This is a genomic window from Streptomyces violens, assembly GCF_000717745.1.
Lineage (GTDB): Bacteria > Actinomycetota > Actinomycetes > Streptomycetales > Streptomycetaceae > Streptomyces > Streptomyces violens.
On record NZ_JOBH01000006.1, the window covers coordinates 413,619 to 428,875 of the forward strand.

General features: G+C 70.8%; 11 protein-coding genes. 1 reads left to right on the forward strand and 10 read right to left on the reverse strand.

All coding sequences use genetic code 11. The annotated features are described in order from the left end of the window. From IF04_RS0114400 to IF04_RS0114415, 4 genes are read right to left on the reverse strand one after another with little or no spacing between them, the layout of a single operon-like run. Positions 1-1,497: a GH1 family beta-glucosidase gene (locus IF04_RS0114400; RefSeq protein ID WP_078600285.1), complete on the reverse strand. Its 1,497-nt coding sequence runs from the start codon at positions 1,495-1,497 to the stop codon at positions 1-3. Next, complete coding sequence (locus IF04_RS0114405) at positions 1,494-2,429, reverse strand: carbohydrate ABC transporter permease (RefSeq protein WP_051831252.1); 936 nt, start codon at positions 2,427-2,429, stop codon at positions 1,494-1,496. The genes IF04_RS0114400 and IF04_RS0114405 overlap by 4 nt, the downstream gene beginning before the upstream one ends. Continuing rightward, a complete protein-coding gene (locus IF04_RS0114410) occupies positions 2,336-3,286 on the reverse strand; it encodes a carbohydrate ABC transporter permease (RefSeq protein WP_051831235.1) in 951 nt (316 codons plus the stop codon). Before IF04_RS0114410 ends, IF04_RS0114405 begins: the two co-directional genes overlap by 94 nt. A gap of 25 nt (positions 3,287-3,311) precedes the next feature. Next, complete coding sequence (locus tag IF04_RS0114415; RefSeq protein ID WP_051831236.1) at positions 3,312-4,628, reverse strand: ABC transporter substrate-binding protein; 1,317 nt, start codon at positions 4,626-4,628, stop codon at positions 3,312-3,314. A 241-nt stretch (positions 4,629-4,869) separates the two neighbouring features. Between IF04_RS0114415 and IF04_RS0114420 the strand changes: the two genes are divergently transcribed. Then, positions 4,870-5,886, forward strand: coding sequence for a LacI family DNA-binding transcriptional regulator (locus IF04_RS0114420; RefSeq protein WP_030256009.1), 1,017 nt, complete (start codon positions 4,870-4,872; stop codon positions 5,884-5,886). 25 nt (positions 5,887-5,911) lie between these two features. Here the strand turns inward: IF04_RS0114420 and IF04_RS0114425 are convergent, their stop codons facing one another. The 6 genes from IF04_RS0114425 to IF04_RS0114450 form a co-directional block, all read right to left on the reverse strand. After that, on the reverse strand, positions 5,912-6,778 hold the full coding sequence (locus tag IF04_RS0114425) for a polysaccharide lyase (protein WP_030256012.1): 867 nt from the start codon (positions 6,776-6,778) through the stop codon (positions 5,912-5,914). Positions 6,779-6,849: 71 nt separating this feature from the next. Continuing rightward, positions 6,850-8,538: a right-handed parallel beta-helix repeat-containing protein gene (locus tag IF04_RS0114430; RefSeq protein WP_030256017.1), complete on the reverse strand. Its 1,689-nt coding sequence runs from the start codon at positions 8,536-8,538 to the stop codon at positions 6,850-6,852. Positions 8,539-8,616: 78 nt separating this feature from the next. Continuing rightward, positions 8,617-10,422 carry a right-handed parallel beta-helix repeat-containing protein gene (locus IF04_RS0114435; RefSeq protein ID WP_030256021.1) on the reverse strand — a complete coding sequence of 602 codons (1,806 nt, stop codon included), beginning with the start codon at positions 10,420-10,422 and terminating at the stop codon, positions 8,617-8,619. After that, positions 10,419-11,651 carry a glycosyltransferase gene (locus IF04_RS0114440; protein WP_030256024.1) on the reverse strand — a complete coding sequence of 411 codons (1,233 nt, stop codon included), beginning with the start codon at positions 11,649-11,651 and terminating at the stop codon, positions 10,419-10,421. Before IF04_RS0114440 ends, IF04_RS0114435 begins: the two co-directional genes overlap by 4 nt. Before the next feature lie 78 nt (positions 11,652-11,729). Then, positions 11,730-12,626: a Rossmann-fold NAD(P)-binding domain-containing protein gene (locus tag IF04_RS0114445; RefSeq protein ID WP_051831237.1), complete on the reverse strand. Its 897-nt coding sequence runs from the start codon at positions 12,624-12,626 to the stop codon at positions 11,730-11,732. Between the two features lie 750 nt (positions 12,627-13,376). After that, positions 13,377-14,774, reverse strand: coding sequence for a tetratricopeptide repeat protein (locus IF04_RS0114450; RefSeq protein WP_030256034.1), 1,398 nt, complete (start codon positions 14,772-14,774; stop codon positions 13,377-13,379). Positions 14,775-15,257: the final 483 nt, after the last annotated feature.

The following is a 15,257-nucleotide window of genomic DNA, read 5'->3' on the forward strand; positions in this document are numbered from 1 at the left end:
TCACTCGAGGTCCGCCGCTGCCGGCAGGGCGTTCGTGCGGGACACCTTCGCGTACCACCGGGCGCTCGCCTTCGGGATGCGGCGCCCGGTGGGGTAGTCCACGTACACCGCGCCGAAGCGCTTGCTGTAGCCGTGGCCCCACTCGAAGTTGTCCAGCAGCGACCACAGGAAGTAGCCGCGGACGTCCACGCCGGCCTCGATCGCGCGGTGCACGGCTGCCAGATGGCCGTGTAGATACGCGATCCGGTCCGGGTCGTGCACCGCGCCGCTCGGGTCGGCGTAGTCGTCGCACGCGATGCCGTTCTCGGTGATCATCAGCGGCAGGTCCGGAACGTCACCCTTCAGCCGCAGCAGCAGGTCGTACAGACCGCTCGGATCGACCGCCCAGCCCATCGCCGTCGTACGGCCCGGCGGACGGTGGAAGACCACCTCGTCGGCGCCCGGCCAGGGGCTGTGGCCGCTCTCGCCGTGGCCGTCGGCGGAGTGGTCGGGCTCCGTGCCGTCCGCCGCGGACACCAGCGTCGGCGTGTAGTAGTTGACGCCCAGGAAGTCCAGCGGCTGCCGGATCGCCGCGGTGTCGCCGTCCCGTACGAAGGACCAGTCGGTCAGCCGCGCCGTGTCGGCCAGCAGGTCGTCCGGGTACGCGCCGTGCAGCAGCGGGCCGGTGAACACCCGGTTGGCCAGCGCGTCGATGCGGCGCGCCGCGTCCGTGTCCTGGGGGCTGTCGGTGCGTGCCCGTACCTGGTGGATGTTGAGCGTGATCGCGATGTCGGCCGTGGCCGGCAGCGCCGCGCGCAGCGCCTGCACCGCGGTGCCGTGCGCGAGGTTGAGGTGGTGTGCGGCGCGCAGCGCGGCGACCGGTTCGGTACGTCCCGGCGCGTGCACCCCGGAGGCATGGCCCAGGAAGGCGCTGCACCAGGGCTCGTTGAGTGTGATCCAGGTGCCGACCCGGTCGCCCAGCGCGTCGGCGGCCAGCGCGGCGTACTCGGCGAACCGGTCGGCGGTCGCCCGCTCCGGCCAGCCGCCCGCGTCCTCCAGCTCCTGCGGCAGGTCCCAGTGGTACAGCGTGACCACCGGCTGGATGCCCTTGTCCAGCAGCTCGTCGGCCAGCCGGCGGTAGAAGTCCAGGCCCTTCTGGACGGCCGGGCCGCGCCCGGTCGGCTGGATGCGCGGCCAGGACAGCGAGAAGCGGTACGCGCCCACGCCCAGCTCGGCCATCAGGGCGACGTCCTCGCGCCAGCGGTGGTAGTGGTCCGTGGCGATGTCGCCGGTGTCGCCGTTGCGTACCTTGCCCGGCGTGCGCGCGAAGGTGTCCCAGATGGAGGGCGTGCGGCCGTCCTCGGCGGCCGCGCCCTCGACCTGGTAGGCGGCGGTGGCCGTGCCCCAGAGGAAGCCGGGCGGGAACGAACGGGCGGCGAGCTCTCGAGATGCGGATGCGGTGGTCAAGGGGTTCCTTTCGAAAGAGGGAGAAACGGGGGAGACGGGCCGGGCGGTCATCCCTTCACCGCGCCCTGCATGATCCCGCCCACGATCTGGCGGCCGAAGACGAGGAACATCGCCAGCAGGGGCAGCGTGCCGAGCAGCGCGCCCGCCATGATGAGCGACTGGTCGCGGACGTAACCCGCGCTGAGCTGGGTCAGTGCGACGGGGACCGTCGGGTTGGTCATGTCCAGCGCGATGAACGGCCAGAAGAAGTCGTTCCACGCGTGCACGAAGGTGATCATGAAGAGGACGGCCATGGCCGGCCGGGCGACCGGCAGCACGATGCTCCAGAAGATGCGGAGCGAATGCGCGCCGTCCACCCGGCCCGCCTCGACCAGCTCGTCGGGCAGCGCCTCGGCCAGGTACTGCCGCATGAAGAACACGCCCACCGCGCTGACCAGCGTGGGGAAGATGACCGACGGCAGCCGCTGGCCCCAGCCCAGCTCGCTCATCATCATGAACAGCGGCACGACACCCAGCTGCGGCGGCACCATCATCGTGCCGATGACCAGCATGAGCAGGACGTTGCGTCCCCGGAAGCGGAGCTTGGCGAAGGCGAAGCCGGCGAGGGTGGCGAACAGTACGGTCGACAGGGCGATGACGCCGGCCACGATCAGGCTGTTGGCCATGGCCCGGCCCAGCGCCGCGTCCTGCCACGCCTTGCCCAGGTTCTCGAGGAGATGCGGGCCCGGCAGGAACGGCGGTGGCGTCTGCGACACCCGGGTGTTGTCACTGGAGGCCGCCACCAGCGTCCAGTACAGCGGGAACAGCGAAGCCAGCGTCGCGACGGCGAGCAGGACATAGGCGACCGGTCCCGCGTGGTGCTGGCGTCCGGCGCCGGGCCGCAGGGACATCACTGGCTGCTCCTTGAGACGTGGCGTGCGGCGAGGCGCTTCACGACGCGCTGCGCGACGAAGACGAGGATCAGCAGCAGGAACATCGCCCAGGCGATGGTCGCGGCGCGCCCCATCTGGTAGTTCTTCCAGCCCTCCTCGTAGAGCAACAGGCCGAGGGTCTGGTACTGGTTGTCGGCGCCGCCGGTGATGCCGTTCGGACCTTGGCCGAAGATCAGTGGTTCGCCGAAGAGCTGGGTTGCGCCGATCGTGGACAGCACGATGGTGAAGACGACCGTGGACCGGATGCCGGGGATGGTGACCATGCGGAACTGCTGCCAGCGCGAGGCGCCGTCGAGCGCGGCGGCCTCGTACCGCTCGTCCGGCACGGCCTGCATCGCCGCCAGGTAGAGCAGCGCGTTGTATCCGGTCCAGCGCCAGATGACGATCGAGGAGATGGCGAGCTGGGCGGCCCACTTGTCGTTCTCCCAGTTGACCGGGTCCATGCCGACCAGCCCCAGCAGCCAGTTGATCATGCCGAAGTCGCGCTCGAAGAGCATCGTGAAGACCAGCGCGGCGGCGCCCACGGACGTCGCGTACGGCGTCAGCGCCGCGACCCGGAAGAAGGCCGAGCCGCGCAGCCGGTAGTGCAGCAGATGCGCCAGGCCCAGCGCCATCAGCAGCTGCGGGACGGTGGAGAGCACGCCGAGCGTGAAGGTGTTGGCGAGCGCGTTCCAGAAGCGTTCGTCGACCCACAGCGCTGTGAAGTTGTCCAGTCCGACCCACTCCATGAGGTCCATGGAGGAGAGCTCGACGCGGTGCAGCGAGATCCACGCGGTGTAGAGCAGTGGATAGAAACTGAACGCGGCGAAGACGACGAAGAACGGGGCGACGAAGGCGTACGGGGCGCCGCGCACGTCCAGCCGGTGCCAGAACGTACGCCGCCGGTAGGTCTGCAGGGCCACCGGAATCCTCCTGTGTCGGGTGTCCGGCCGGTCAGCCGGTGGCCTTCTTGATGCGGTCGTCGGTGGTCTTCCAGGCCGCGTCCTTGCTCTTGCCCTGCGCCTCGATGAGCGTCAGGCCCTGCGAGAAGATGTCCTTGATCGTGCCGTCCTTGCGGCCGAGCACCTGCTTGTCGGGGATCTCCCGGGCGGCGGCGCCGAAGATCTCACCGATGGGTGCGCTGCTGAAGTACTCGGACTTCGCATCGGCCACTTCGGGAGCCTTCAGGGCCTTCTCCGAGGACGGGAAGTTGCCGAGCTTCTCGAAGAGATACGCCTGCTGCTCGGGCGCGGTGAGCCACGCGACCAGCTTCTTCGCCTCGTCCTTGACCGGGCTCTGCTCCATCACGCCGAGGAAGGAGCCGCCCCAGTTGGCACCCTTCGGGGCCTTGGCCACATCCCACTTGCCCTTGTTCTTCGGGCCCGCCTTCTCGCTGATGTGGGCGAGCATCCACGCCGGGCACACCGTCGTGGCGAACGTACCGTTGGCCAGCCCGGGGTCCCAGCCGGGCTGGAACTGGCGGAGTTTGGCGGTCAGATCAGCGGAGGCGGCCTCGGCCGCCAGGTCCCAGGCGCCGGTGACGACCGGGTTCTTCCGGTGGATCAGCTCGCCCTTGGTGTCGTAGAACTGCCGGGAGCTGCCGTAGATCATGGCGTTGAACAGACCGCTGGCACTGTCCATGAAGGCCACGCCGTCGCCCTTGAAGCCGGACTTGAACTTCCGCCCCGCGTCGACGTACTTCGACCAGTCGCCCGCCCACAGCTCCGCGACCTTTTCGCGGTCGGTGGGCAGCCCGGCCTGCGCGAAGAGGTCCTTGCGGTAGCAGACGGCCATCGGGCCGATGTCGGTGCCCAGGCCGATGACCTTCTTGTCCGCCGTGGTGACCTGGTTCTGCTTCCAGGGAAGGAAATGTCCGGTTCCGGGGACCTTCGACAGGTCGGCGAAGGTGGTGGCGCGGGTGTCCACGAGCTCCTTGGCGCGCCCGACCTCGATGCCTTGGATATCCTTGAGGCCGCTGCCGGCGGCGAGATGGGTCTGCAGCGCGGTGTAGTACGTCTGCTCGTCCCCGGCGATCTCCGCCTTGATGGTGACGTTCGGGTGCTCCTTCTCGTACCGCTCCAGCAGGCCGGCCTCCTTGAAGCCCATCACGCCGTACAGGCCCATGGTGATCGTGACCTTGCCGTCCTTGATCCCGCCGCCGGTGTCCGCGGCGCCGCTCCCGCCGCACCCGGCGACCAGGCCGAGCGCGGCGGCGGCCGCCACCACCGCCAGGGATCTTCTCGTCATCGTTTTCCGAACGCTCATCGCCATTCCCCTCCCGGAGCCATGCCGAACTGGGCACGTTCCCATTCGCCGAAAGCGGCGATTGGGAACGTGCCCACCGATGTTTTGGAAGAGTGGCGGCCACCATCGCGTGTGTCAATGACTTGAACACAGAAGGGAGTTGACGCTCCGCTCGGCGGAGTGCCCGAAGACGGTCGGGAGCGCGCCGGAGGTCTGGCACAATGCGCTGGTGAACGGGGCGGGGACGGGACACGGCGGGGGTGGCGCGATGGCGGGCGGACAGCGGCCGACGATAAAAACCGTGGCGGCGCGCGCCGGCGTCGGCCGCACCACGGTCTCCCGCGTCATCAACGGTTCGACGCTCGTCAGCGACGAGGCCAGGGCCGCCGTGCTGGCCGCCATAGCCGAGCTGAACTATGTACCGAACTCCGTCGCCCGCGGCCTGGTCACCAGCAGGACCAATTCCATCGCCCTGGTCATCCCCGAATCGGAGTCCCGGCTCGGCGCCGAGCCGTACTTCGCCGCCGTGATCCGCGGCGTGAGCATCGGACTCGCCGACACCCGGACCCAGCTCCAGCTGATCCTCGTTCGTGACCAGGGCGAACGCGACCGGCTCACCGCGTCCGTCGCGGAGCGGCGGGTGGACGGCGTGCTGCTGGCCTCGGTGCACGAGCACGACCCGCTGCCCGCGCTGCTGGAGGACATGGGCCTGCCCACCGTGCTCGCCGGCCGCCGCTCACCGGGGGAGACCCTGAGCCATGCCTGCGCCGACAACGTGGGCGGCGCCCACGCGGCCGTACGGCACCTGCTGGAGCGCGGCCGCACCAGGATCGCGACGGTCACCGGGCCGATGGACATGGACGTCGGCCGCGGCCGGCTCCAGGGCTGGCAGGACGCCCTGCGCGCGGCCGGCGCGCGGCCCGAGGAACGGCTCGTGGCCCGCGCCGACTTCACCGAGGAGGGCGGCCGGGCCGCCGTCCGCACGCTCCTGGACCGCGTCCCGGACCTGGACGCCCTCTTCGTGGCCTCCGATGTGATGGCGGTGGGCGCGCTGAGCGAGCTGCGCGCCCGCGGGCGGCGCGTCCCCGAGGACGTGGCCGTGGTCGGCTTCGACGATTCCTTCCTGGCCCGGCACACCAATCCGCCGCTGACGACCGTCCGGCAGCCCGTCGAAGAGCTGGGCACCACCATCGCCCGCGTCCTGCTGCGCGAGATCGCCGACCCCACGGCGCCCCGGCAGCGGATCGCGCTGCCGACGGAGCTGGTGGTCCGCGAGTCCTCCTGAGGGCCCGGACTCGGCGCGCGGCCGGTCAGTCGCGCCGTACCGGACCGATGCGCTCGCGCGAGACGGCGAACGCCGCGAAGTCCGCGTAATCGGCGTCCGGCGTCGCCCAGCTCGGATCGGAGCCGCCGAAGAAGGTCGAGAAGAACACGCCCTCGATCTGCAGCTTCTTCGAGGTCCGGAACTCCAGCTCGTCCTCGCGGAGCACCCGGCGGCCGTCGAGGAACACCTCGACCGAACCGTTGTCCTCACCCGGTGTGTTGAGCCGTACGGACTGCTCCACGCAGGTCCAGCGGCCGGTGGGCCACTTCCACTTGCCGCGGCCGAGCGAGGTGCCGTGCTCCACGGAGGTCGGCAGGTACGCGTACACCTCACCGCGGCCCTTGCGCCGCCACATGTACCGGGTGGACAGACCGTTCTCGCCGTCGGGGATGCGCCGGCCGCCGGTGACCGTGCCGCCGTACAGGCCGGGCAGCTTGCCGCCCTTGACGAAGTCGAAGCCCTTGGGGAAACGCAGGTAGTAGCGCAGATGGAGGGAGTCGGTCGGGCCGGAGCGGAGCGGCAGGTAGAGCTGCGCACCGCCTTCCGGGCGGCCGTAGCGGCGGGCGACGGTGGGGCTGGCCGAGCGGGCCGGATAGCGCACCCGCAGCACCGGTCCGTACACCGGATGGTGCCGCAGCGCGGCGCGGGACAGTCCGAAGGAGCCCTCCTCGCGCGGCCTGAGCCGGGGTCCGAAGAACCGGGCCACCGCGGCGGTGTCCCAGTCGAGGGACGGCTCGGCGGAGGGGTCGTCCGTTTCCCGTGGCGGGGGTTTCTCGTCGTCCGAGCCGGAACACGAGGCGAGGAAGGCGGCGAGCGAGGCCGCTCCCGCGGCGACGAACTTCCGACGGTCCATGGGCCGGGTGCTCCTGTCCTGGCTCGGGGGCATCGGCCGCCCCGCCGCACGGGCGGCGGGACGGCCTGCTGTCAGGCGGCGGCGATGCGGTAGGACACCGCCGAGCTGCTCGCCTGCGTGGCGCGCAGGGTCACGGTGCCCTTCGAGTCCGCCTTTCCGGTGGCCACGGTACGGCCGTCGGCGGTGAGTTTGTACGAAGCGCCCGGTTTCAGGCCAGTTACGGTGAACGCCGCTGAACTGGCCGAGTCCAGCTGCACGTTGACCGGGTTCTGGTCGCGGAAGGCGATCGACCCACGCGTGCCGGAGTCACCCTTGACGGAGTACGTGAGTCCGGACGGCGTGGTGTTCCGGTCGAAGGTCGTGCCGGTGGTCTGCTGGGTCAGCGCCCCGGAGGCGAACGTACCGGTGAAGGTGTTCCCGCTGAACGTCAGGCCGTCGGCCTGCCCGAGCTTCAGGACGTTGCTGCCGCTGCCGTCGAAGGTGTTGCCGGTGAACGTCAGCCGGGCCGGCCTGCCGGTGTCGTTGGTGTACGCGGGCTTGTCCGAGCCCTGGTACGTGTAGACGGCGTACTGCCCGCTGTCCGTGACGGTGTTGTCGGCCGAGGTGATGTCCTGCGAGCCGACGCTGTAGCGCAGCCCGAACTTCGCTCGCGCGATGGTGTTGTTCTCGATGACGTCGTCGCTGCTGTCGAAGACCGCGATGCCCGCGCCGTTGGGCTGGTCGTGGACGTTGTTGTCGCGCACGACGGAGTCGGTGACACCGCGGTGCAGCATGATGCCGTGCACCTGGTTGTCCGACGCGTCGTCGTCGCCCGGCGGCAGGTAGGGCGGGATGCCGTTGTGGTCGCTCTCGTTGCCGACGATCTCCAGGTGGTCACAACGCTGGGAGCAGATGATCCCGTGATTGCCGTTGTGGTGCGCGTGGTTGTTGGTGATCGTCAGGTGGTCCGAGTCGTCGTGCGGGTCGAGCCCGTACGCCACGTTGTGGTCGTACTCGTTGCGGTCGAACGTCATCCCGTAGGCACCGAAGGTGTAGGTGCCCATGTAGTTGTGGTGGAAGCGGCTGCCGATCTGGTCGCCGAGCACGTCCAGCTTGTCGCAGACGTCCTGGTGGTTGATGTCGCAGCCGCGCGCCTTGTACGCGACGCCGTAGCTCTCGGCCGCGTAGTAGCCGAGGTACCCGATGTCGCTGTGGTAGATGTTCATCGTGGACTGGCGGGGCGTGCCGTCGGCGTCGAGGTAGGACAGCGCCCGTATGAAGGCGCGGCCGCGCTCTCCGGTACCGGCGGAGACGTCGGTGTCCGGGCCGTTCGCCTGCTCGTCCCACGAGGTGATGTCGACGCGGTCGATGTCGATCGTGCCGTACTGCGCGGTGATGGAGGCGACCTCGGTGGGCCCGCCGCCCGCCGGGCTGTTGAGCCGCAGGGTGTCCACCTCACCGCCCGCGGCGGAGCCGTGCAGTTCCAGGGTGGCGCCGTTCTGGACGACCAGGTTGGCGTCCAGCTGCCAGGTGCCGGGCGAGCCGTCGACCTGGCGCAGGGGAGCGCTCGGGCACAGTGTGCTGATGCCGGACGGGGACGACGTGCCGGACGTGAGGTAGAGGGTGTTGGTACTGGAGGCGTACCGCACCTGTCCGGAACAGGCCGCGGCCTGTGCGGGCGGGGCGAGCACGCCGGTCAGGCCGGTGACCAGCGTGCCCGCCGACAGCAGGACGATGCCCGCGCGCAGGGTTCTGATGACGCCGGATGAGCGGTCGGTCATGGTGTGCGACTCCTTCTCCGGTTCTCCGGCCGCCGTCCCGGTGGGGCGGCGGCCGGTGTGTGCACGGCTGACGTTGCGTCAGGCCGTGTTCTCCACATGTCCGGCGACCTTGGGCCGTGGGGTGCCGCGGTGCCGGACGTGATGGAGGGTCTGCAGGACGACGGCCAGGGCCAGGGCCACCAGGGCCGCGAAGCCCAGCCAGGGGAACGGCGGCAGCGAGACCTCGGTCTTGCCGTGCCGCTTGACCTCGCCGTCCCCGTCCAGCGCCACCGGGGCCCGGACACGGGAGTCGGTGAGGTCCAGCAGGGACCGGGCGTCCGCGTCGATGCCCTGCCGCTCCGCCAGGACGTCCAGGGACTTGCCGGAGGCCCGGACGCCCTCTGCGAGGTGCATACCGCGGTGGGAGCTGCCGATCGACACATTCTCCAGGCGGGCCGCGGCGCCGAGGTCGACGGCCGTGGTGCCGCCGGACAGGGCGCCGCCGGTGACCTTCAGCCCGGGGGAGCTGGAGGCCAGGCCCTTGCGGCTGGCCTCGCTGACCCGGACGCCGTTCAGGGTGATGTGCCGGGTCGCCCCGGAGACGAGTACGCCGGTCTCGCCGCCGTCCACCCGGACGTCGCGCAGTGCGACCCGGTCGGCCCCGCCGCCGATGGCGATGCCGGTGCGGTTGGCGGACAACGAGGTGCGTTCGACGCGGACACGGGAACCGGTGATGCCGATGCCGCGGTCGAAGCCGCTGAGGGAACCGCCGGAGACCGTGGCGCCCCCGATGCCCTCGGCCAGCAGGATGCCGGGCTCGCTGCCGTTGTGCCCGGTCAGCTCGGGATCCTGTACCGATACCGTGCTGTCGCCGCCGGAGACACGCACCGCGGCGCGCGACGAGCTCTCCACCGTGGCCTTGTGCACGACGCACTCCCGGCAGGACGTCAGGTCGATGCCGCCGCCCATGTCGAAGTGGGAGGTGGGGGAGTTCAGCCGCAGACCGCGCTGGAGCGTGGCCTTGATCCCGGCGCCGTCGTTGTCGCGAGTGTTCAGGCCGGTCAGGGTGCGGTTGTCGGTACCGCCGAGGGCGATGCCCGTACGGCCGTTGGACTCGGCAGCGAGGCCGCTCACCTTGGTGCCGCGGTCGCCCTTGAGCACGATGCCGTCCTCGACGGCGCCGGTGGCCGTGACGTTCTTCAGGCTGACGCCCTGGGAGCCGGCCAGCCGCAGCCCGGTGTGGTTGTCCTGGAACGTCGTGCCGGTCGCCGACCCCGTGCTGCCGCGTGCCCAGGTGACGCCCGACTGGTCGGCGGTCGCGGACGTGCCGATCCGGCCGAACCCGCTGACCGTGGCGTTGCGGAAGTCCATCCGGCCGCCCGCCCCCATCGAGAGGTACGGGCGCCCGGGCGCACTGGCCGGCGCGGGGCTGGAGCCGTCCTCGGCGACCGAGGCCAGCGTGGTGCTGTCCACGTCCAGGGCGGCCCGGCTGCCGCTGATCCACGTCCCGGACCTGGCCGTGCGCCCCGCCGTGAGCAGGACCTTCTTCGTCCGGTCGTCGATGCGCAGAATGGTGTCGGGCGCGAGCAGCACGGCCGTACGGATGCGGACGGTGGACGGCCGGCCGGGCTCGGAACCGATCCACTCCCGGCCCGCGTTGGCGGCCAGCCAGCCCAGCGAGACGGACGGCGTCCCCGGGTACAGCCGGCGCACGACGACGCCGTTGCTGAGCAGGCTCACACTGCGCGGCCGCAGCACCATCAGCTTGTCGGGCTGCCCGGTGCGCTGCCAGGCGGCGACGTCCTCGGGCAGGCCGACGGCCGCCGCCGGCGCGCCCTGGATGCCGAGGGCCAGTACGGCCGAGAGGGCGGCCGCGGCCGCCCCGAAACGGTGTACGGTTTTCATGCTCCTGCCTCCGAACCTGCGGCCTGCGGCGAGGTCCGCACCGCGACACCGTTGACGACGGACACCTGCCGGGTCAGCCAGCGCTGCCTGCGGATGGTCAGCAGGGCACAGATCTTCACCCCGGCCATCAGGAACGACATCAGCACGAAGCCGGGGACCAGGAAGAACGACGAGGGCCTGCGCACGAGGTGCGGCAGCATCTTCATCGCCCGGCTGACCCACCACCAGGCGGCCAGACAGGCCACGAAGAACCAGTCCTCGCGGATGATCGCGTACACCATGAAGAACGGCGCGAACAGCAGCGTGAAGCTGCTCACCGCCTTGTCGGCCATGGTGAAGGCGAGGAACGGATGGCGCCGGATCCAACGGGACGACAGCGCTCTGAGATCTGATCTCCAGGTGTTGCGGGACCAGCGCAGCCGCTGCTTCATGAAGATCCGCAGGGTGCCGGGGAAGGTCGACCAGACCCGGGCGGAGCGCTGCATGTACGTACGGTGGCCGCGCGCCAGCGTCAGTGTGGTCAGCCGCTTGTCGTCGCCGGACATGCACGGCACGCCCATGAACGTCTCGTGCATGAACTCGTCGGATATCTCCAGCAGCAGCTCCCGGCGGTAGACCGCAGTCCGGCCGGAGAGGCAGGAGACAGCCCGGCCCACGGCGGTCTGGGCCGCGTTCTCGTCGAAGTACCGGTAGTCCAGGTACATGTCGTTGACGCGCTGCAGGAAGCCCCGCGGGTTGTAGACGTTCTGCCGGGTGCCGACGCCGCCGACCTTCGGGTCGGCGAACGGCTTGCACACCTCGGCGGCCACGTCGTCCGCCCAGATGGTGTCGGAGTCCACCAGCGCGACCAGGTCGGTGCTGCACGCCTCCCAGCCGCGGCGCAGCGCGTCGCGCTTGCCGGGCACGTCGGTGATGACGACGGTCACGGGATAGCGGGCCGCGACCTCCTGGCACGCGTGGTCGGTGACGTCGATGACGAGGACGATCTCCTCGACGTCGTTGGCCAGCCACGATTCGATCGCGTGCGCAAAGATGTCGGGGTCTTCCTGGTACACCGGAACGACGATGCTCAGCGGCAGCCGGAAGTCGTTCCGCACCGGCCGGTACAGGGCGGCCGGCGCGCGGCGCACGAGCCAGCAGCTCCAGCGGACCAGGCCCAGGATGCCCAGCGGCAGGTAGACCAGGTAGTACCGGAAGTCGTAGAGCGTGGTGTCTAGTAGGGCACTCATGGTTCCGTTCTCGATGACGGGTGAGCCGAGGCCGGGCAAGGGGGGAGTGGGGGCTCGCGAGGGGGGTGTCCGCGGCGGTCAGGCCAGTTCGGCGGCCAGCTCGTCGGCTTCGCGGTCAGCCCGCTCGATCAGCGTGTCGTTGACCTGGACCACGGCCTTGAGCAGCGGCATGTCCAGGCTCAGCGACGCGGCGAGGCCGAGGAAGCCCTGAGTGTCCTTGGGCAGGCACACCCCGCCGTACGGCGCTCCCCCGCGGATGCCGTAGAGCGGGTTGTACGAGCCCTCGGCGGACCGGGCCACGGTCTGCGCGATGGGGTCGAGGTCCAGCCCGAGGGTCTGGCTCACCAGCCACATCTCGTTCCAGAAGCTGATCTTCGTGGCGTTGTAGATGTTGTGGGCGCACTTGACCAGCTCGGCCGCGGCCGGGTTGGAGAAGGTGCGCAGCTCCCCGCCGAACGGCGCCAGCAACTCGGTCAGCCGCTCCACCGTCCGGTTGCTGCGGGAGGCGATCACCGTCATCCACGGGTGCCGGAAGTCCTCCAACGCCGTGGCGGCGCGCAGGAATTCGGGGTTGCCGGCCAGCGCGAAGCCCTCGCCGACGGACTTCCCCGAGTGCTTCTCCAGCAGCGTCTGGACGAGCCCCTCGGTGGTGCCCGGCGGCACGGTGGACCGGACGACCACGGTGTGGTCGCCGGTGGCGTCGGCCAGGGCCGCGCCCACCGAGGCGGTACCGTCCTCGAAGGCGGTCAGGTCGTAGCGGTGTCCGACGTTGGGCGTGGGCAGCGTGAGGAAAATGAAGGCGTCCGGTTCATTCCGCAGATCGAGCACGTCACGCGCGTCCAGATCCTGCGAACGCAGGTATTCGAGCCGCTGGTGCGAGATGTCGATGAAGGTCACCTCGTGGCCGGCGCCTAAAAAGCCCTTACCGGTAGCCGTACCGACGACGCCGGAACCCACGATGAAAATACGTGCCATGGTGCTGTCCTCCTGGTGGATGTGCGTGCTCGACGCGACGCGACAGTGGTAACGAAAAAGGTGCGGGCCGGAGGGAACCGATCCGATGTCACGGCCGTCGGAGCAATGGCGCACGGGGCGGGCCCGCGCGTTCCGGTGAGCTCGGACGGGACAGTGCTGCCGGGTGCGTCAGGCCCCCCTGCCTGATCAGCATGTATGCATCCTCCGCCGGACGGCGCCTGTACGACTGCGTGACGATGTGAGCGCTGAGTCGCACTCTGCACTCATCGGGACGGACAGTACAGAAGCCGACTTACTGAGAGGGCAGGAAATTGCCGTGAATCCTGAATTCCGTATGCCCGGCTCCGGTACGGGCCGGAAGGCATCGATATCCTGCAGAAAAGCGCTGCTCGGAGCGGGAAACCGGCAGGCCGGAACTCCGGCCGGTGAGCCGGGCGTACGCCGTGTCCTCGATACGGGTACCGGGGCATGACAAGCGTTTTCGTGGGCTGCGTGCCGGGGCCATCGAATTCAGCAGGTTGTCCGAATCGGCGAGAGTGCCGGGACCGGTAATCAGACGCGCGGAAATGCGTATTCCGGGGCTTCTTTCAGAGCGCCCGTCACGCCCGTCCCTGTCGTCCCCTCGGCAGCACGCGGCGTAGGCGGGTCGCGCCGCGCTGACCTGGGCGAGCGCGGTGCGCGGCGGACCGAGCGCCGTGTGCGGCAGCGAAGCGCGCGCCGCTGGCCGGAACCGTCACGGCGGGCCGGCCTTCACTGCGCCGCCTGTGCCGCGGCCTTCTCGCGCGCCGCCGCGGCCCGCGCCGGATCGCCGAGCTGCTCCTCCAGCCGCGCCTGCGCCGACCAGTTGTACGGGCAGACGGGGCGCAGCTGGATGCGCTCGCTCAGCAGCGTGCGCGCCAGTTCCGTACGCCCCGCGCGCAGCGCCGCCTCGACCAGCGTGCGCTGCACGGCGTCCCGCTGCGCGTGGCTGCCCCCGAAGGTGTGCAGCCGGTGCCGTACCGGCAGCAGCAGGTCGGTGGCGCGGCCGAACTCCTGCCGCCCGTACGCGATCAGCGCCCGGCACACCGGCAGCCCGATGTCGGCGGTCATCGCGCGGTTGGTCACCTCCGGCGCGGCCCCGGCCAGCCACCGCTGCCGGTCCGCCACCAGCCGCTCGGCCTGGCCGATGCGGCCCGCGCCCACGTACGCCATGACCGCGTGCGCGTCGTTGAAGGCGTAGTGCGCGCCGTCGTCGCGGCGCTCCCACGCGTCGGCGAGCCGCGCCCACCGCGCGCGCTGGTGCTCGCCCGCCAGGTACAGCCGCCACAACAGGGCGGCGGCGTCCAGCAGTTCCATGGCGACGCCCGCCGACTCCTCGTGGTGCAGCGCCGCGTCGTAGATCTCCAGCACCCGCGCCGCGTCGCCCAGTTCCAGCGTGTACAGGGCGTAGTGCCACCAGTTGTGCACCGTCAGCAGGGTGCCGTCCGACCAGTCGTCGGTGCGCGCGTCGAGGAAGCGGATGCCGTCGGTGAAGCGGCCGCGCATCTCGTACGTGTGCACCACGCCGTGGATCGCCCACACATCACGCGGATGGCGCGCGAGGGCTTCCAGACCCACCTCTTCCGCGCGCTCGTAGTGCCCCGACTCCTCCAGCCCGAAGGCGTACATGCCCAGCAGCGGGCCGCGGTGCGGGTCGTCCGGCTCCCAGGCGCCCAGCGCCCCGCCGATGCGGTCGCGCAGGCGCTGGGCGTCCCCGGTGAGGAAGTCGTGCTGATGCCCGGCGAAGAGCGCCAGCACATCGCGGGGATGGGCGACGGTGAGGTCACCGAGCAGGCGGCCGGCGCGGTGCAGATCCCCGTCCAGCCAGGCGCCGGCAGCGGCGAGATGCATCCGCTCCCGGGGCGTGAGGGCCGCCTCGTCCAGACCGGAGCGGAAGCGGAGGAAGGCGTCCCGGGCCGCGGCCGCGTCCTTCTCCTCCGTACCCAGCACACCGAGGTACGCGGCCAGCACCTGGCCCATCACCGACCGCGGCGACGCCGCCAGCACCGAACCGGCCGCTTCGGCCACCTCGGGCCGGAAGAACACCAGATGATCCAGGGCCTGTTCGTAGTGGACGAGCGCATCGGCGCCGGTATGGCTCATACGGTGCCCGTGCCGGTCCGCTGTCATGGGTCCCTCCTGCGTAGCCGGTCCGCCTGCCCCCAGCGATGGTGGACGACCGGCGGCCGCCGGGAGCGGAATCCGGTCCCCGAGGGCCACCACCCGTACCAGGCCAACGATCGCCGGCCCCTCCCGGGCACGATCCGGACACCGGCCGTCCGCCGCAAGACCGCGCACGGGCGCCGCGCCCGCGCCGCCACCAGCACGCGCACGGCCGCCGCGCCCGCCCGCCGTCCGGGCCGTCCCCGGTACGGCGCTGGGCGATTCGGTCAGGGGGACCGGGGCCGGAAAACGGGGCTCGGGACCGCCGCGCGGCACACGCCTGTACCCATGGAGCCCAGCCGCCGCGACAGTCACCGTCCATCCGGGGCGGGTCGCGGTCCCGCACCGCCACGGAAGCGGCCGGAACCGGGCACCGGGGTCCGCCGATCCCGTCACCCGCGGCGCGGGCGGAACCGGTGCGCGCGCCGCCGCCCGGCCACCGCTTTTGCC